Here is a 20,318-nt window from a genome sequence, read left to right as displayed (position 1 = left end):
ATGTTTAAAATGATATATAATATCGCGAGAACGGAATTGCAAATGTTATTCTATTCTCCTGTTGCATGGTTAATCTTGGTCGTGTTCGGCATACAGGCTGGTTTGATTTTTGCCGGTAAGATCGAGGGATTGGTAGTTTCTCAAGAAATGGGATATAGCGTCGCGGGAGCCACGTTTAATATCTTCGCTAATCCTTGGGGAGCTGTCTTTGTAAATATGCAGAATTACTTGTATTTTTATATTCCACTTTTGACCATGAGTTTGGTCAGCAAGGAATTGAGTAGTGGTTCTATTCGCTTGTTGTATTCTTCTCCGATTACCAATTTGCAGATTATCGTGGGTAAGTTCGTGTCCATGATGATTTACGGGCTTTTCATGATTGGTATTCTTCTTTTAATCACGCTTTGTAGCTGGTCTGTTATTAAAGATTTCGATTGGCCAATGGTGTTTGTCGGATTGTTGGGATTGTACCTGTTGATTTGTGCTTATGCGGCTATCGGTATTTTTATGTCCAGTTTGACTTCATACCAGATCGTGGCGGCTATCGGAACGTTTGCCGTGTTGATGGTGTTGAGTATGATCGGTAACTGGTGGCAAGAATATGACTTCATTCGTGACGTGACCTATTGGCTGGCTATGCCGGGTCGAAGCGGTAAGTTTATCGCCGGGTTGATTTGTAGTGAAGATTTACTTTATTTCATCCTCGTGGTTTGTTTGTTCCTTGCGTTGACGATTATTCGTTTGAACGCGGTACGTCAAAAGATTCGTTTCGTGATCACGTTGGGAAGAAATGTCGGTGTTATTCTTTTGGTTTGTGTCCTTGGATTTATCACTTCCATGCCGAAAATGAAGGTTTATTATGATGCGACCGCGACTAAAATGAACACGTTGACCCCGAATAGCCAAGAGATCGTGGCTAAATTGGATGGTGGAATGACTATCACCACGTATATTAACGCACTTGATCCGGGTGCTTCGTGGTATGCCGCTTTCTATTTCCTGAAACCGGATATGGAGCGTTTCGAACAATACCTGCGCTTCAAACCGGATATGAAGTTGAAATACGTGTATTATTATGACACGTGCGCGAATCCTCAGTTAGACAGACGTTTCCCGGATAAGAATCTTCGAGAGAAAATGATTGAGGTTTGTAAGATGTACGGTTTGGATTCCAACAGATTCATGGGGCCGGAAGAGATTCGTAAGAAAATTGATTTGTCCGGAGAAGGGAATACTTTCGTTCGTCAAATCGTTCGCGATAACGGGGAAAAAGCTTGGTTACGAATTTATAACGATATGCAACGTTTCCCGAGTGAACGAGAGATTTCTGCCGCCTTCAAACGGATGGTGATGGAACTCCCGAAAGTGGGTATCGTGCAGGGACACGGAGAACGTAGTTTCTATGGTGGCAAAGACCGGGATTACAGTGCGTTTGCGGATGATAAAGGTTTCCGTCATTCTTTGTTGAATCAAGGGTTTGACGTGGAAGAAGTTCGTTTGGACAAACAAGTGCCGGAACATATCAATATCGTGGTGATTTCCGATATGCGCGAGTGGTTGACTCCCGCGGAGGAAGCTAATTTGCAACAGTATATCGACCGCGGTGGTAATTTGTTTATTTTGGGAGAACCGAAACGTAGAGACGTGATGAACCCGCTCTTCGCGAAATTCGGTTTCGAGATGACAGACGGAGTTCTGGTTAAACAGGATACGAATCTTCAAGCTGACGTGATTTTGTCTTACCCGACGAAAGAGGCGGCTGACAGTATCGCTTATGATTTCGGTACGATGCGTAGATATAGAATGGTGATGTCTACCCCGAGTGTAGCCGGATTGGAGCAAATCGCGGATAAGGGATACAAGGTTACGACCATGTTCAAGACGGATACCATTGGTGTTTGGAACGAATTGGAAACCACGGACTTTATCGACGACACGATTCGTTTGAATCCTGCTATCGGGGAAGTAGAGAAAACCTATTCCACGGCTGTGGCATTATCAAGAAAAGTTGGGGATAAAGAACAAAAAATTATCTTGACTGGTGACGCGGACTGTATCAGTAACGGTGAGTTCGGAAGACGAGTTCCGACCGCGCGTACTTCTAACTATACTTTGGTAACGGGAGGATTCTTCTGGTTGTCGGATGGAGAGGTGCCCATTGACGTGAGACGTCCGCCGCTACCGGATGATAAGGTATATGTTGCGAAAACGGGAGCTTGGATTATCAAGTGGTCGTTTACTCTCTTGATACCCTTGCTTTTGGCTGCTGCCGGAGTTCTTATCTGGATTCGCAGAAAAGGAAGATAGTATGATTTCCGATTTTAGATTTATGATTTTAGATTTAAAATGGAAAAGATAAGAGAATTTGAAAATGTGGATATGTAATGATTCACATTTTCAATTCTCAATTTTCAATTTTAATTGATATAGAATGAGTTTTAAAATAGACAAACAAACGTTGGATGATCTGGCGATCTTCGGGAATAACCGGACCAAATCTGTCTACGAGATTTTTAACCGCACGCAAACACGCGGTGGGGCGAGAATTCTCGAAGAGATGTTCCTTTACCCTTTGTCGGATGCCGACCAGATTAACGAGCGGAGTGACGTGATTCGTTATTACCGCGATATAGAGGCGGTATTTCCTTTCCGGAGCGAGATTTTCGATACCATGGAATTTTACCTCGGTAATACTGACCGTCGTACGCAATTGATGACGCAGGATAACACGTTGGGACGCAAGTTCAAGAATTTGGTGGGAACGGACACGGAATATACCCAGTTACATAACGGGATTGTATGTTGCATTGAGTTGTTGAATACTTTGGGTGATTTTCTGAAGAATTCAAAGTCAGACACGGGCAACAAGACGATAGCCGATTTGACGGCGAATTTGAGAGGGTTGCTTGATAACGAGAAATGGGCGTGGTATACTTCCGAGAAAGGAAAGAAGAAATTGGCTTACGAGCAAGCGGTGGTTTACGACCGCGTGTTCCGTTTCGAGGAACGTGATAAGATGATGAAGATTCTTTACTACGTTTACCTGCTTGACGTTTATATGGCGGTGGCGAAGGTGGCACGAGATCGCAATTTCGTTTTCGGTAAAGCTTATCCGAACGACCGCAATATCTTGAAGCTGAAGGGTGCTTTCCACCCGTTCCTGACAAAACCGGTAGGTAATGATATAGAGGTAGACGAGAATAGTAACGTGATTTTCCTGACGGGAGCGAATATGGCAGGAAAATCGACGTTCATGAAGTCTTTCGGGATCTCGATCTTTTTGGCTCACGTGGGATTCCCGATTCCCGCTAAAGAGATGGAATTTTCCGTGCAGAACGGGATGTTCACGACGATTAACCTGCCCGATAACCTGAGCATGGGATATAGTCACTTCTATGCTGAGGTGTTGCGGGTGAAGAAAGTGGCACAACAAGTGCGTCAAACTCAACATCTGATCGTGGTATTCGACGAGTTGTTCCGGGGTACGAACGTGAAAGATGCTTACGATGCAACGGTGGCGGTGACGGAAGCTTTCGCCGGAATCCGGAATTGCACGTTTATTATCTCGACACATATCATCGAGGCGGGAGAGGTTCTGAAGGAACGCTGTGACAATATCAACTTTGTTTACCTGCCCACGAAAATGGAAGGAAGTAAACCGATCTACACTTACACGCTGGCTCCCGGTATCACGGATGACCGCCACGGTATGATGATCGTGAATAATGAACGGATTATTGAAATCATTAAAAACGGAGAGGCATGAGTTTCGAGACAGATAAACAGACGCTGGATGATTTGAACTTGCTAGGCAAGTACAAGAATAATTCCGTTTACAGCATGTTCGTGGGGACGGTTACCCGCGGCGGGGAACGTATGATGGAAAATATGTTCCTGCACCCGTTGACGGATGCGAAGGCTATTAATGACCGTTCTTCCGTGTTCCGTTATTTCCGGGATCACGATTTCGGGTTCCCGTTCGAGAAGGACGAGTTTGACGTGGTCGAGCAATATATCACCGGTGCAAGTAGTAAAAACGGTTTCCGGAATATATTCCAGCTTTTGAAAGCGAAGTCGATGCATTATATCAGTAATGATCCGGAATTCAATATTATCCGGGAGCGGATACTGATGTCGATCAAGTTCTACCGGAAGGCTCGTGAATATTTCGATAAACTGGCGACCGATGTAGCGGGTAATCCGTTCCAGAGCGTTGTCGAGAAGGGACGTTCGTTATTGAAGGATTCCCGCATTGATAAATTGTTAGGACATCCCCGTCAGGATAATCCGGGATTGGTCAATCTGATCGCTTTTGACCGGGTATTTCGTTGCTTGTTGAACAAACAGTTCAAAGAGGTTATCGAGTTATTGCAGGGTGTCGACTTGAACGTGGTCGTGGGTAGAGTGGCTAAAGAGAAGAATTTCTGCTTCGCGACAGCTGCCGATGACGGTGAAGTGCTGGTAGCCGCGACGGGTTTGCACCATCCTCGTATCGATGGTGCGATTTCCAATGATCTGGAAGTGACCGCATCCAAAAATATTTTCTTCCTGACCGGGGCAAACATGGCGGGAAAGTCTACTTTGATGAAATCCTTCGGAATAGCCGTTTACATGGCACACATGGGTTTCCCGATTGCCGCGAAGACGATGCAATTCCGTATACAGGACGGTATGTACACTTCTATCAATGTGCCGGATAATATTAATATGGGTTATAGTCACTTCTATGCGGAAGTATTGCGCGTGAAGAACGTGGCTATTGAGGTGAGCCGCAACAAGCGTTTGATCGTGATCTTCGACGAGTTGTTCAAGGGAACGAACGTGAAAGACGCTTTCGATGCCACTTTGGCGGTAACCGAGGCCTTGGCGGAAAGACGTAACAGTGCTTTCATGATTTCGACGCACATTATCGAGGTGGGACAGGAGTTAGGCAAGCATTGTGATAACGTGACTTTCGCTTACCTGCCGACCGTGATGAAAGGTAAGTTGCCGACTTATACTTACGTGTTAGAGCCGGGAATCACGAGCGACAAGCACGGTATGATTATTATTAATAACGAGAAGATTATAGAGATAATCAAAGGTGAAGTCGCCTCTTAGTTCGAGAGCCGACACCATGAAAATATCCCGGGGCTTGTGGCTTCGGGATATTTTTTGCCTGAATGAATGTTAAAACGGAGTGTAATTGTTGAAAGGTGTTTATTTTTCGTTATTTTTGAATTATTGAAGTGTGATAGTGAGTGTGGATCTTTTATATGTAAGTGATGGTTAGTAATGAATCAGTAAAAATAGTGGATCTTTCCGATTCCAAGCAGTTTAAGGCGGGATACGAGCAGTATTTCACCGCTTTGAAATATTTTGCCCTGCAATATATAAAGGATGAGGAGGTTGTTTTTGATTTGTTACAAGACTTTTTCATGAAGTTGTGGGAAAAAGGGGAAGTCTTTCAGAATGAAGAAACTCTTAAAGTATATCTTTACCGGGGAGTACGTAATAATTGTTTAACTTATATCCGAAACAAGAGAAGGGCGGAAAAGCGTCTGGAGGGATATACTTGTGATGAGCTTGAAGAAGACTTTGTTAGTAAAGTTATAGAGGCAGAGGTTTTTGCCATGATAAATCAGGTTTTTGAAGAATTACCGGAATCCTGCAAAAGAGTGTATCGTTTAAGTCTGGAAGGAAAATCTCATCAAGAGATCGCGGACGAACTGCATATCGCTATAAATACAATTAAACGACACAAGAATAATGCCAATCATTATATCCGGGAACGTTTGGAGAAGTTGTTGATATTGATGATGTTAATGGCTCCTGACATTTGAATGTCTAAAATTATTCCAAAAGCATAACACCTCCATAGAATTTTGGCGTCTTTAATATAGATACATGAAATAGATGAATTTATATTAAAGTGATTATGTATAAAATTTCTCGGATATTATTGAAGTATTTTACATTCGGGACAAACGATGAGGAAACCCGGGAACTGGAACGATGGCGAAAAGAATCCGATCGTCATGAAGTCCTTTTCCGCAAAATAGGCTCGCCTGATTATTTGCAACAGGCCATGGACCCGTTACATAAAAAAGTGCTTCAAGAACAATGGTTTTTATTGGATAAGAAAATCCGATACAAGCGACGCCGTAAACGGATGGCTTTCATTATTCCTGCGGCAGTAGCTGTAATATTGTCGATGGTATGCATGTTGGTTTACACGTACACGAAACAGGAGGAGCCTGTAAAAAAAGAGAATCTGGTAAACAATGAATCTTTTGTTCACTCGAAAGCCGTGATCTATTTGGCTGAAGGCGGAAAACTTGTTGTTTTCAAAGATTCTGTTTTGAAGATGAACGTGACCGAGGCTCCCGTGGAAAATCGTCTTGATACGGTTGCTTTTCTTGCACAAGAGGTCGAGAATCTTTCAATGAATAAGCATCGGTTGGAAGTCCCTCGCGGCGGGGAGTATGTAGCCCGCTTGGAGGATGGGACGGTTGTCCACATGGATGCGATGTCCACTCTTGTTATCCCTCAAAAATTCAGTAAAGATTGCCGTGAGGTGGAATTAATAGGTCATGCTTATTTTTCCGTGGCAAAGGATAGTACTCGCCCATTTGTCGTGCGATCGGGTGACCTGAAAGTCAAGGTGCTAGGTACCGAGTTTGATTTTAATACTTATCAGGGCGATATTGCCACCACGACCTTGGTTAGAGGAAGTGTTGAAGTGGCTTATTTGCAATCGGTATATCGATTGAAACCTAATCAGCAGGCAAAAGTCGATTCGGAGGGAAAGATTGTTGTTTCGGATGTAGACGTGTATCCTTATGTTGCTTGGAAGGAGGAACGTATTGTATTTATAAATCAAACTCTCGGTGAAATAATGAGAGTTTTGGAAAGATGGTATAGTATGGAAGTCGTCTTCCTTTCCAATGACATTAAACAGGAATGTTTTACATTGGATATAGAGAAGTACGGGGAAATAAATCCCGTGTTGAAATCAATAGAAAAGACGAATAAAGTATATTTTGAATTAGTCGGGAATCAAATTCTTGTTTATAGAAAATAAATAAATAGGGAATTGGGCAATTATTTATGGGGCTGAAAATATTTAGTCCTCGGGAAATGTACGGCCTTTTATAAAGATGATGATTTAAATATGAACTAAAAACAATTTTATGGAAAAAAAAGACTACATGAAACGCTTGTGTTTTTATACACGGAAGATAAGGCGTATGCTGTCTGTATTGTTTCTTTTTGTGTTTATGGGGATAAATGCTTTAAGGGCAGACACGATTGTTGAGAAAGTCGAGTTGAATATCTCGGTGAAGAATGCATCTGTGCTTCAAGTTTTTGCCCAGATAAAACAACAAACGTCATTCAATTTTGTTTATAATGACCGGGATATCTCACAGATCGGTTTGAAAACGATGGACTTAAAAAAGGCGGATATCGTTGCCGTGTTGGATAAATGTATCGAGGGAACGGATCTGGTTTATGAATTTATGGGTAATGTCGTCATTTTCAAGCGGCGTGCCGAGGTTGTTCGGGATAGCGTGAAGGAGGGTAAGATAGTGGGAGTGGTAAAGGATGAACGAGGATTTCCATTGCCCGGGGTTACAATACAGATAAAGGATATGAAGTTGGGTACGGCAACGGATAAAGACGGGCGGTATGCTTTCCGCTTTGTTCTCGGTAAGCAGATTGTTCTGGAATATTCTTTTATCGGGATGGAAACCGTGGAAATAAGATATACCGGTCAAGACACGATTAATGTTGTTATGAAAGAGAGTGAGGTTGCATTGGAAGATGTCGTTGTGACGGGGTATGCCAATCTTTCCCGACAGTCTTACACGGGAAACGTGAAAACGATGACGGCTGCGGAATTAAAGAAGATTTCCCAAGTAAATGTATTGAAATCCATTCAAGTATTGGATCCTTCTTTTCGGATTGCTGTTAATAACGAGATGGGTTCTAACCCGAACGTGATGCCGAAAATAAGCATTCGCGGAGATTCCGGTATCGGATTGACTGAATTGGATGAGGTGAATGTGTCTAAAACGGCATTGCAGAATAACCCGAATCTACCGACATTCATTTTGGACGGTTTCGAGGTGAGTGTTAATAAAGTGTACGACATGGATATTAACCGGATTGAATCGATCACTTTATTGAAAGATGCGGCAGCCACGGCAATATACGGTTCTCGTGCCGCGAACGGGGTTGTGGTGATAACAACCGTTACTCCTAAAGATGGGCAAATACTGATTAATTACGGGTATAACCTAAATGTACAGGTTCCTGACTTGCGGGATTATAATTTGATGAATGCCAAGGAAAAAGTAGAGGCGGAAAAAGAAGCCGGATTGTTTGATCAGGAGTATTATCAGCAGGCTTACTATCATGCGAAACTAAGATTAATCGAGCGGGGGAATAACACGGACTGGCTGGCTTTGCCGCTTCGGAATACGGCGAGTAGTAAACATTATCTAAGAATGGAAGGGGGAACAAACGGTTTTCGTTATGGTATCGACGTGAATTATCAAGGGAATAACGGGGTGATGAAGGGGTCCGAAAGAAAAACCTTTGGATTGGGTTTAGAGTTACAGTATAATATCGGGAAATTGTTATTCAAGAATAGTGCCACGTACACGGGAGTTAATTCGGAGGAATCTCCTTTCGGTTCGTTTAGCAAATATACCACTATGAATCCCTACTATTCTTATTTGGATGAAGACGGAACAGTTGCCGAAGTAATAAAGACTGCAACACCGAACGGTACGACCAGTAATCCGTTGTATGATGCCTATCTGGGTAGTTTCGATAAAACGAAAAGCAAGGAATTTATAGATAATTTCTCTGTCCAATATTATCTGACGAATAAAATTCATTTCAAAGGTTCTCTTGCCTTGACTTACACGACAGGCTCTTCTAATGCTTATACCTCACCCGAAGCCGGGCAATATCACAACAAGCCTTATAAAGGGGAAATGACTGTTGGAAATACAACCGCGACAGTGATAGACGGTAGTGTATTCGGGTATTATAACGATATGATCGGGTATCATAATATTAATTTGTTTGCCGGTATCAACGTGAAAGAGAGTTCAGACGAGAGCCATAGCGTGTACGTGAGAGATATTCCGGCGGGTGGGTTTGCTAATCCGCAATTCGCGAGAGAATTTCCGAATGCCCCGACAACTTTTCAACAAAAAACTAGATTGTTCGGAACGATAGTATCTTTGAATTACACCTACCGGAATATTTATTTGTTGGACGCCACGTGGAGAATGGACGGAAATTCATCTTTTGGGAGCGAAACCCGTTTTGCGCCGTTCTGGTCGATGGGGCTAGGGTTGAATATTCATAATTACGCTTTTATGAAAGGAGTAAATTGGCTCTCGGAATTGAAAATCAGAGGTTCATATGGTGTTACGGGTAAGGCTAATTTCCCCGCTAACACGGCTCGCACGTTGTATACGATTAACAGCAAATCGGTTTATCCTACAGGGTTGGGAGGAAATATTACAGCCATGGGAAATAAAAACTTGAAATGGGAAAAAACGAAGATAACGGATTTAGGTACTACAATTAATATTTTGGACGGGCTTTTGGTGTTTACGGGAACGTATTATTTCCGCAGGACGGTGGATTTGATTGCTGATATGTACATTCCTTCATCTTCGGGATTTCTGTCTTACAAGGATAATATCGGGGAGATTACCAATAATGGTTACGAGATAAGTTTACGGGTAAAAGCATTAGCTAAATCTGACGCTCAACTTTATTTTACGGCTAATGTGGCATCCAATAAAAATAAGATAAAGAAGATTTCCGAGTCCTTGAAGTCATATAATCAAAAGATAGAAGAGAAGTATCAGGATAATGCCCATAAAATCGAAACCAAAAAACCTTTGTTGAAATACGTGGAAGGCGCTTCGACAACATCAATTTACGCCATGCGGTCATTGGGGATAAATCCGCAAACAGGAGATGAGATATTCCGTTATAAAGACGGGAGTTACGGTACGGAATGGCTCGCTTCGGAGAATGTTGCTATCGGGAATACGGAACCGAAAATGAATGGTACCTTGTCTTCAAACTTGTTATTGTACGGTGTGACGTTGGACGTGTATTTTACTTATACATACGGGGGACAGCAATATAACCAGACGTTACAAACCAAAATAGAGAATGCTGATATTGAAAATAACGTGGATAAAAGAGTGTTTACAGACCGGTGGAAAAAGCAAGGTGATATAGCCGGCTTCAAGAGCTTGAAGCAATATAATGTTCCCACGAATCCAACCAGTAGGTTTGTACAAGATGACAACACGCTGACACTCCAATCTGTATCTGTCGGTTATGAATTACCTTCGGATATACTAAAAAAGATTCGTTTTAGCCGGGTAAAGTTGGCTTTTAACATGAACGATGTATTCCGTGTATCATCAATCAAGCAGGAACGAGGTTTGTTTTACCCGTTTGCCAGAAGTTATAGTTTTTCAGTAAATGTAGGTTTTTAAAGATATAGGTCATGAAAAAAAGATATATAATAAATATTGTCTTGCTGGCATTTATATTCTCGTCGTGTGATAAATGGTTGGATGTGAAGCCGGAACTGGATATATATGAAGAAACATTATTCGAGAAGGCACAAGGGTATTATATCGCGTTGAACGGTGTATATATTGATATGTCCGGCAAGAATTTGTACGGGAAGGAGTTGACATGGGGTGCGGTGGAAGCTTGGGGACGTAGTTATAGTCTGAACGAGAAAGCGCATCGTCCCTACTTGGATGTGATTAATTTCGAGTATGACAAGAGTGAGGCAAAGTCGATAGCCGCCTCTATCTGGTTGGATAGCTATAAAGTTATCGCGGAGGCGAATAATTTGATTCAAGGATTGGAAAATGACGGGGAAGTAAAATTCAAGTATGGGGATGTTACTAAAAATATGATTCTTGCCGAGGCTTATGCGATACGGGCTCTCATGCATTTTGAATTGTTACGTATCTTTGCTAAAGCCCCTATCGCTGACAATGGCGGGGAGTCTGCCTTTATTCCTTACGTGACAACATACCCGTCTATCGTGAATCCTCCGGTAGCGACGAAGAACATTCTGAAGTATTTGATTGCGGATTTGGAGAAAGCTAAAGAGTGGATTAAACCTTTTGACACGGATGTACAATATCCCGGGGGAAAGATTTTTAGTTACTTGAACGACTCCCGTGTTAAACTGGATAACGGAGCGGGGGAAGTTTTAGGTGTTGATGAGTTTTTCAATTATCGAGCCAATCGATTGAATTATTACGCTATATCTCAATTGCTTGCCCGAGTCTGCTTGTATGCCGGGGAAAATGATAAGGCGTTCGAACACGCGAATGAGGTGATAAACGTTGTGAACAAAGGAACGAATTTTAGGTTTGTCGCTCCCGGGTATATTGGGGACCCGATGGAGTTAAGTACGATTGAACCCCGGTTACACTCGGAAATACTTTTTGCTCCTTATAACTCGGAATTGTCTACTTGGACGGAAGGATATTTTAGTTCCTCGGCTAAAGATTGGCTTTTAGTGCTGAACGATAAAAGTGGAATTTTCTCGGAGAACGCGGATGATGTGCGTTTGAAAGCGATCCCCAAAAACATGGTTACTAAATTTTCTTTGGAAGGAAGGGAAGAAAGTGATATGATTGCGGCAAAATCTCTGGAACCGGTACTTCGATTCCCCGAATGTTATTATATCGCGGCGGAGGCTGTTTTTGATAAAGACCGGGCTTTGGCTGTCGAGATATTTAATAAAGTTGTGGACGCCCGAAATAATTCGGTTTATAACTTGAAGGCTGACGTGGATAAAGGTACTTTTATGGAGGCGTTGGTTAAGGAATACCGTAGGGAATTTTTATGCGAGGGGCAAATGGTTTACGTGTACAAGAGATTGAACCTGCCGTTAAGAGAGAATGGAACAACTGTCGCTCATAATGGGAAATTAGTTATGCCGGTACCGGACACGGAAGCCGGGGTGCAGTAAATGGTGTGTAATATAAATGCAAACAATTATGCGAATCATATTTTTACTTCTTTTATTAGGTTGCTTGGCGTTTTACGGGTGTCAAGAGGAAAAACCGGAAATGTTTACTCCCGAAAGGTTTATCAAGTTCATGTTCGGGAGCGAATCCGGCGAGGATTACTACAAAGTCGAGTGTAATTTCGCGTACGAGAGTGATAATACCACGGAGAAAATTATTTCCGTCCCTGTTGAATTTCGAGGCTACAATTTGACTGAAACGTTGTATTTTGCCGTTAACGTGGATAAAGAAAAAACGACACTCCCGGAGGATTGTTTCATTTTGGAAACAGAACAACCGTTTCAACAGGATGGAGATTTTATTGACACGATGCGCGTGAAATTACAGCGAAAGGCTATATTAAAAGAAGGGAGTAAAATCTTGAGATTGCAATTAGTACCTAATTCGGATTTTCAAGTTTATATGGCAGATTCTCTGTTTATAGAGATTACGGTGCTGGATATTTTCTCGTGGCCTGAATGGTGGACAGATGACATTGCTAAGGCTTATTTGGGCGATTATTCTAAGGAGAAATATGATGAATTTGTAAAAGAAACAGGCATTCGTGATTTTGGGGTTTTGGATCCTTCGGAAAAGAGATATTACGCTATCATGTTTAAAAGAGCCTTGGAAAAAACACCTAGATACGAGTTGGATGGACGTTTAATGTCTGTTACGATTACAGGATGATTTTTATAGAACTAAGAAATATGTATTGTAATGGACCAAAAAAAATAGGTTATGAGAAATAAGATTTTAATGATATGCTTCTTAGGCTATATATTATTAACCGGTTGCATGGATGACAAAACAAATTTGAATTATAAAGATATTGTATTGCCTGATACCGTTATTATAACAAATATAGAGGATCAAGAAAGATTTTATCTTCATGAAAATACTATAGATGCCAGATTCAAGGTGACCGCGGGTGATGAATTGCAATTAGATTTGGAGGTGAAATACAACGGTGATGATGAATTGACTTACGAGTGGCGGATGGATGGTAAAGTGATTTCAACAGAGCAAAATTTACGGCACGTGTTCACGGAAGGAGGGAACGGGCAGTTGTTTATTTATCGGAAAAACGCTGGTAATGCCACGATCTATGGTTTCCTCGTGGAGATACGCCGACCTTTTAGTACCGGAATTGTCGTGTTGGGTAAAAGTAATGGTGTCACTCAAATGGATTTTGTCGAGCGTTATTGGGAGAAGAAAAACGTGGAACTTGACGGAAGGCTTTATTCTAATTTCTCGGTCACGGAATATATTCCACATGAAAACGTGTACCCTCTTTACAATGATGGAGAAGAATTAGGGCAAGAGCCCGTGGAAATATCCCGTATTACAGGATTGGCTCCGAATCCGGATGATCGATACAGTGCTTTGCAAATCTTGGACCGGGATTGGCGGAAATCCGTTGCTGTGAATTCCGAAGACATGAAAAAGATCGTGTCTATGAAAGATGAGTTCGTAGGGGAACCGACTAATTTGATTCCAGTTAATTTTGAAAGTATTGGAGCTCTCTCGTTGTTATTAGATGAATCGGGGAAAATATATACGCGTGTGAATTATGATGCGGGTAATCCGAACACGGGGCGTTTTATCCTTGAACCGTTGATTTTTGATGATCCTTATGATATGCCGGATAAAGGTTCTGAGGAGATTAAAGCCGAACGTGTGACAGCGAAAGACCAGTTAGCGATTATTTATGAAAAAGAAAGAAAATGGTTGCTTGTTATGACTGCTTCAAACGGATATTACCAGAGTTACGATTATTATGCGGTTCATGCTTTATCTCGTCCGAGCAATATTGCTAATTTACCTGCTGGTTTTATACCTCTTGACAATTTTGATAAGGAGATCTATTCGATACTTTTCCACGAAAGTTTTTTTAATGAATATATTTATGTTATCTATAAGGATGGTTCGGATTTTTATATACAAACGTTCGAGTTAAATACTGTTTTGTACACGGCTGAGCATTCAATAAGTTATAAAGCTGTTTCTAATTTGAAATTGCCTGCTGACGCGGCAAGATTGATAGAACAAGGACATGGTCTTGTGAAAATAGCGATGGATAAGCGCTATAATGACTTTATGTATGTCGGGGCGGGGAAGGCTCTGTATTCGATGAGTATGGAAGGTACTGCTATTTCAAAAATACATGAATTCACGGAAGAGGGCAATATGAAAGATTTTGTTATCACTGCAACGTGGAGAGGCGACGGGAACAATGCAGCCCAGCGATATTTCAACGGGCGCGTGTTTGGTGCTATTTTTGATAACGGGGATTTTAGGGTGTTGAAATTGTATGACGATCCGCAGAAACCCGGGGAGGTACAGAAACATTATTGGGTAAATAAAAATTTTGACGGGGGAGCTGTTGCGTTATATTACTATTAGTTTGCGAGAATTATAGTGTATGCTTTAGTGATATTAGGCGGTGTCGTGTACGACACCGCTTTTTTGTTTGAAGAAATACAATTATATTTGTCTTCGTCTAAAATTATATGAATATATGACAAATACAATCCGGAGCGGAAGAATATGTTTGTCGGATTCGAGAACATTTAAAGAGGTATATGAACAATATTTTGCCGCTTTAAAGTATTTCGCCATGCGTTACGTGGGGGATGAGGAATTGGCGTGTGATCTTTTGCAGGATATTTTTATTAAGTTATGGGAAAAAGGGGATAAGTTCGAGGACGAGTTACAGTTGAAGGCTTACTTGTACCGGGTGGTGCGTAACCATTGCCTGACGTTCCTGCGGGATAAGCAGAGGCAAGATAGACGAATGGAAGGTTTTGAAGTGGAGGAGGCGGAAGAGTCGTTCGTGTACCAGATGATCGAGGCTGAAATATATGCCTTGATAAATGATATTTTTGAAGAACTTCCGGAAGCCTGTCGGAACGTGTACGCGAAGAGTCTGGAAGGAAAGAGTCATAAAGAGATCGCGGAGGAGTTGAATATTGCCGTTACGACCATTAAAAAACATAAGACAAACGCGAATAACTATCTGAGGGAACGTTTGAAACATCTCCTTTGTTTTATGATGTACTTGTATTCGTGAATGCCGTGATTTTAAATTGATTTTCCCACGTTATTGCTCTTTTATAGTTTTCCCATCCCAAAATTTTCCTTCGGAAGGGGTGGGATGGAAATAAATAGAATAAAAATCCGGGTGAGGTCAGTTCCCGAGAGAGTTGGTTTCGAGGTAAAATAAGTTAAATAATAAGTATATATGATATATTTGTATTGTAGTTGATTTATATCAACTCCCATTCATCTCCTATTCAACTCCTATTCAAAGCCTATTCCAAAGGCAAAATAATAGAATTTAAATTGTATTTATATAAAATTTAATAATAGTAAAATACCTGATATATATATTATTAATTATTGTAAGATAACTGAACAGGATAGATTTTTTTTCTGAAAAAATGCCATATTTCTATACTACCTTTTTTGTTTTTTGGAGTTCTTAGATAAGAAAGATAGAAAAATATTTTAAGATAGGAGTAATTGATGAACACACGGGAGATTGAGAGATTGATAACGAAGGCACTTTTGAATGATATTTCGGAAGATGAACAACGCCGGTTGGATGAATGGTTAAATGCATCCGGGCGGAACAGGGATTTCTTTGAAGGTTTGCACTCGGGGAAATATTTGAAAAGGGCTGTCACGGACCGTAATCGCGTGTCGCGGGATGATCGGTGGAAGCGGTTGAGAAGGGAAACGGTGGCTATCAGGAGTCGAAAGATTCGTTCACGGGTGCTTCGAGTGGCGGCGGCGATTATTTTCCCGTTGATGGTGGGTGGAATGATTTGGTTGATGTCGGATTCAAAACAGGGAGATTCTTCAACTTTATTGGCACACGAGGAGATTAAGGTCGGGAGTTCCAAAGCCGTGGTAACCTTATCCAACGGGGAGAAAGTTGCTCTTTTCGGGGACACGACGGTACGCGTGAATGACGGGTTGGCGATGATGGTGAATCAGAAGGATACGCTGAATTTCATGAGAAATAACGAGGCGGTTGTCGCTGATAATAGTTTTACCGTGATCCAGATACCGAGAGGGGGAGAGTATATCGTGCGTCTGGAGGACGGTACGACCGTGTACCTTAATTCCGAGTCGGAACTGCGAATACCGGTGCATTTTAATTCGAAGGAACGCGTCGTTTGGTTGACGGGAGAGGCGTATTTCAGTGTCGAGCACGAGAAACAACGGTCGTTCACGGTGAGAACGGAGCGGGCGGATATTTCCGTGCTGGGAACGGAATTCGGGGTTCGGGCTTATGCTGACGAGACGGATTTGTTGACAACGCTGGTGCAAGGGGCGGTAGAGGTGAAGAGCGAGAATCGCGTGCACCGGATTGTACCCGGCGAGCAGGCGAAGGTGGATGAGGCTGGTAATATAGAGGTGAAAGAGGTCAACGTGGATGATTATATTGCTTGGAAGCTGGGACGGATCGTGTTCGTGAACGCCCGTTTGGAAGATATCATGAGAGAGTTGCAGCGCTGGTATGATTTCAAGGTTTCGTACAGCAGCCCGGAGCAGAAAGAGTTGCGTTTCACGATGGATATCCTGAAGTACAAGGAGGTTTCCGATATATTTGATTTGATGGAAAAAATCAAAAGGATCACGTTTGTCGTGGAGGGGAACCATGTGACTCTAAAATAAAAAGAGAACGGTACCGCAAATACCATTCCCTTGTGAGCCTGCTAACAGACTAATGTAAAATCAATAAACAAAGTTATGGAAAATAATTAAAAGAAAAAAAGAAAGCCGATCATTTCTGCCGCAAACAGAATTGAAGAGATTGTGAAATAGACTAATGTAAAATCAAACAAATTATTTTATGAAGAGAGCTCATGAAAGTTTTCGGGGGTATCCCCGGTGGCTATGCCAATTGTTGTTATCCGTGAAGATAGTACTGTTGTCAGTATCATTTTCATTCGCTCAACAAAACACGGATCGGGTTAGTGTGGATATGAAAAATGCTTCGTTGGCAGAGGTTTTTGACGAGATCAAACGCCAGACGAAGTTGAGTTTCATGTTCAGTAACGACGATTTGAAACATGTCGGAAGAAAGGATTATGCGGTAAAGAATGTTACCGTGGATTCTGCCATGCGCGAATGTCTGGAAGGTACCGGGCTGGAATATGAATTGACCAATAACGTGGTGGTGATACGGAAAGCCCCAGTAAAGGCGGAGAAAGTGCAACAGATCACGTTGATGGGAACGGTGCGGGATCAAAAAGGGGAAACGTTGCCCGGGGTTTCAATCGTCATCAAGGGAACGGCTTTAGGTGGGGCTACCGATATTGACGGTCGCTATTCGTTGGCTCTTCCCTTGACCAAGGATATGGTACTTGTATTCTCGTACGTGGGGATGTTGACGAAAGAGGTCGTGTACGACGGGCAGAAAACGATAGACGTGACGTTGGAAGAGAACGTGAAGGAGATGGAAGAAGTCGTGGTTACCGGTATCTTTACCCGGAAGGCTGAGAGTTACACGGGTGCGGCGCGTACCGTGAAAGCGGAAGATCTGGCGAAAGTGAGTAATATGAATGTCCTGCAAGCCTTGAAAAACCTTGATCCTTCTTTTCAGGTGATAGAGAGCAATCAATTCGGTTCCGACCCGAACCGGGTGCCGGAAATCCAGATGCGCGGTGCTTCCAGTTTCACGGACATGAAGGATAAATACCAGACGAACCCGAACCAGCCGCTTTTTATCGTGGACGGTTTTGAACAGACTATCGAGAAGGTGATGGACATGGATATGAACCGGGTGGAGTCTATCACGACGTTGAAAGACGCGACGGCAAAGGCGCTTTACGGTTCCAAGGGGGCGAACGGCGTGGTTGTTATCGAGACCAAACGTCCGGCGATCGGTAAGATGACGGTAAGTTATACCGGGAGTATGGATATCCAAGCCCCGGATTTAAGTAGTTATAATTTGTGTAACGCGTGGCAGAAACTGGAAGTGGAGCGTTTGTCCGGGGTATATACCTCGTCCACGAATCACCCGGTGAGTCAACAGCGGTTGGATGAATTGTACGCGGGATTGAATAAAGAGGTAGAGCGGGGTGTCAATACCTATTGGTTGAGCAAACCGTTACGTACCGGGATCGGGCACAAGCACTCGTTGAATTTCGAGGGTGGCGATGAGTTTATCCGGTATAATATTAACGTGAGTTACAACAACGTGGCGGGTGTTATGAAGGGTTCCAACCGGGAAACATTCGGCGGAGGTTTTACTTTTTCTTATCGTTACAAATCTTTGCTTTTCCGGGAACAACTTTCTTTGTTGCATAATAAAGCCGATAATTCCCCTTACGGGTCATTTTCCGATTACGCGAAACTGAACCCGTACTGGAGGGCGAACAATGAAGATGGGACAATTCGGGAGGTGTTGAACCCGGTAGAGGTGGCCTACGGGAGTAACCCGGTTTACAACCCGCTAATAAATAAAACTTTAAACACGAAAGACGAAAGTAAATACACGGATATAACAAATAATTTTTATATCGAGTGGAGTGTCTTTGATGATTTGAAAGCCACGGGGCGTTTCGGTTTCACTTCCCGCACGGATGAATCGGATATTTTTTACCCGAGGGATCACACGATGTTCCGTGATATCGATATCACGGACGACGCTTATTTCGAGAGAGGTCAATACACGAAAGGGAACGGGAAGATGACAACCCTAACGACGGATATCGCTTTGAATTACTCGAAGACTTGGGATAAACACGTGATGTTTGCCAACGCTCAATGGAGCCTCGGTGAAACGAAATCGGAATCCGTTACTTTTCAAGCGGAGGGATTTGCCAATGACAAGTTGGATTACATCACTCATGCCCAACAGTATCTTGCCGGAGGAAAACCGAGTGGAAGCGAGTCTTTGTCCAGAGAAACGAGTTTTCTGGCTTCCGTGAACTATTCTTACGATTCCCGCTACCTGTTCGACGGTAACTATCGGGCGAACGCGTCTTCGTTGTTCGGGGCTGATCGCCGCTGGGGACATTTTTGGTCTGTTGGTGCGGGTTGGAACATGCACAACGAGAAATTCTTGAATGACATTGGGTGGTTGCAACGTTTGAAATTGCGTGTTTCCACGGGCTACACGGGTTCACAGAACTTCAATTCTTATCAGGCGGTTTCTACTTACAAGTATTATTCAAACGAAGTTTACGATAACATTATCGGTTCTTACTTGATGAGTTTGGCTAATCCCGACCTGCAATGGCAAAAGACACAGGATAATAACGTCGGAATCGATGTATCATTATTTGGTCGTGTCGATTTGACTTTTGATTATTATATCAAGAACACGAGTAACTTGTTGACCCCGGTAACGTTACCGCCTTCCGCCGGGTTCTCTTCTTACACGGAGAATCTGGGAAAATCACAGAACAAAGGATTCGAGTTGCAGGTAAGCGTGCGCGCGATTAATGATGCGGATAAGGATTTGCACTTGAACGTGTTCGGTTCTTTGATGCACAACACGAACAAGATCAAAGAGATTAACGAGGCTCTGTCAAGCATGAATGATGATAAGGATTCCGACAAAGATTTCAATTATGATCAAAGTACGAAAGAAAAGACCACGAAACCGTCCGTTCGCTACGCCGAGGGACAATCGATGAGTGCCATTTGGGCGGTGCGGTCTTTGGGGATCGACCCGGGTACCGGAAACGAGCTGTTTCTGACAAAGGACGGGCAACTGACTTACACGTGGGATGCCAACGATCAAGTCGTTTGCGGTGACGAGTTGCCGAAATACACGGGAACATTCGGTTTTAACTTGGATTGGAAAGGTTTCTCTGTAAATACCTCTTTCTATTTCCGTTTGGGCGGACAGATGTATAATCAAACGTTGGTAGACAAGGTTGAGAATTGCGATATGACTTACAACGTGGACCGTCGGGTGTATACCGGAAGATGGACCACACCGGGACAAAAAGCCGAGTTCAAGAGAGTTACCGACCCGAATTATTTCACGCGCCCGACATCTCGCTTCGTGCAGGATTTGAGCGAATTGCAAATGACTTCTCTGAATGTCGGTTACGATTTCAGAAATTGTAAGTTCATGCAGAATGGTATTATCGAGCGGTTGAAATTGTCTTTCTACATGAATGATGTATTTCGTCTGTCAACGGTGAAGACGGAAAGAGGTACGGATTACCCGTTTGCCCGTTCTTTCTCGTTCCAGCTGCAAGCGACATTCTAACAGGTGGTAGGCTA

General features: G+C 42.7%; 12 protein-coding genes. All 12 read left to right on the top strand.

Annotation, left to right across the window (positions count from 1 at the left end; translation table 11 throughout):
* Positions 1 to 2,307: a Gldg family protein gene (locus H8S64_RS10630; protein WP_186976038.1), complete on the top strand. Its 2,307-nt coding sequence runs from the start codon at positions 1 to 3 to the stop codon at positions 2,305 to 2,307.
* Between the two features lie 124 nt (positions 2,308 to 2,431).
* Positions 2,432 to 3,766: a MutS-related protein gene (locus H8S64_RS10625; protein WP_186976037.1), complete on the top strand. Its 1,335-nt coding sequence runs from the start codon at positions 2,432 to 2,434 to the stop codon at positions 3,764 to 3,766.
* Positions 3,763 to 5,100 (top strand): MutS-related protein, encoded by a 1,338-nt coding sequence (locus H8S64_RS10620; RefSeq protein ID WP_186976036.1) that lies wholly within the window; start codon positions 3,763 to 3,765, stop codon positions 5,098 to 5,100. The genes H8S64_RS10625 and H8S64_RS10620 overlap by 4 nt, the downstream gene beginning before the upstream one ends.
* A gap of 164 nt (positions 5,101 to 5,264) precedes the next feature.
* Positions 5,265 to 5,822 carry an RNA polymerase sigma-70 factor gene (locus tag H8S64_RS10615; RefSeq protein ID WP_186976035.1) on the top strand — a complete coding sequence of 186 codons (558 nt, stop codon included), beginning with the start codon at positions 5,265 to 5,267 and terminating at the stop codon, positions 5,820 to 5,822.
* A 95-nt stretch (positions 5,823 to 5,917) separates the two neighbouring features.
* On the top strand, positions 5,918 to 7,063 hold the full coding sequence (locus H8S64_RS10610) for a FecR family protein (RefSeq protein WP_186976034.1): 1,146 nt from the start codon (positions 5,918 to 5,920) through the stop codon (positions 7,061 to 7,063).
* A gap of 109 nt (positions 7,064 to 7,172) precedes the next feature.
* Positions 7,173 to 10,520, top strand: coding sequence for a SusC/RagA family TonB-linked outer membrane protein (locus H8S64_RS10605; protein WP_186976033.1), 3,348 nt, complete (start codon positions 7,173 to 7,175; stop codon positions 10,518 to 10,520).
* Between the two features lie 11 nt (positions 10,521 to 10,531).
* Positions 10,532 to 12,025, top strand: coding sequence for a RagB/SusD family nutrient uptake outer membrane protein (locus H8S64_RS10600; protein WP_186976032.1), 1,494 nt, complete (start codon positions 10,532 to 10,534; stop codon positions 12,023 to 12,025).
* Between the two features lie 28 nt (positions 12,026 to 12,053).
* Complete coding sequence (locus tag H8S64_RS10595; protein WP_176554999.1) at positions 12,054 to 12,752, top strand: DUF4843 domain-containing protein; 699 nt, start codon at positions 12,054 to 12,056, stop codon at positions 12,750 to 12,752.
* A 51-nt stretch (positions 12,753 to 12,803) separates the two neighbouring features.
* Positions 12,804 to 14,468 (top strand): PKD-like family lipoprotein, encoded by a 1,665-nt coding sequence (locus H8S64_RS10590; protein ID WP_186976031.1) that lies wholly within the window; start codon positions 12,804 to 12,806, stop codon positions 14,466 to 14,468.
* 115 nt (positions 14,469 to 14,583) lie between these two features.
* Positions 14,584 to 15,135, top strand: coding sequence for an RNA polymerase sigma-70 factor (locus H8S64_RS10585; protein ID WP_186976030.1), 552 nt, complete (start codon positions 14,584 to 14,586; stop codon positions 15,133 to 15,135).
* A 455-nt stretch (positions 15,136 to 15,590) separates the two neighbouring features.
* Positions 15,591 to 16,748: a FecR family protein gene (locus H8S64_RS10580; protein WP_186976029.1), complete on the top strand. Its 1,158-nt coding sequence runs from the start codon at positions 15,591 to 15,593 to the stop codon at positions 16,746 to 16,748.
* Positions 16,749 to 16,926: 178 nt separating this feature from the next.
* The gene (locus H8S64_RS10575) at positions 16,927 to 20,304 is read left to right on the top strand and encodes a SusC/RagA family TonB-linked outer membrane protein (RefSeq protein WP_186976028.1); all 3,378 of its coding nucleotides are present in this window, start codon (positions 16,927 to 16,929) and stop codon (positions 20,302 to 20,304) included.
* Positions 20,305 to 20,318 lie beyond the last annotated feature (14 nt).

It is taken from the genome of Butyricimonas hominis (genome assembly GCF_014287455.1).
Classification (GTDB): domain Bacteria; phylum Bacteroidota; class Bacteroidia; order Bacteroidales; family Marinifilaceae; genus Butyricimonas; species Butyricimonas muris.
The sequence above is the reverse complement of the archived record's forward strand: the minus strand, read 5'-3'. Positions and strand labels throughout refer to the sequence as shown.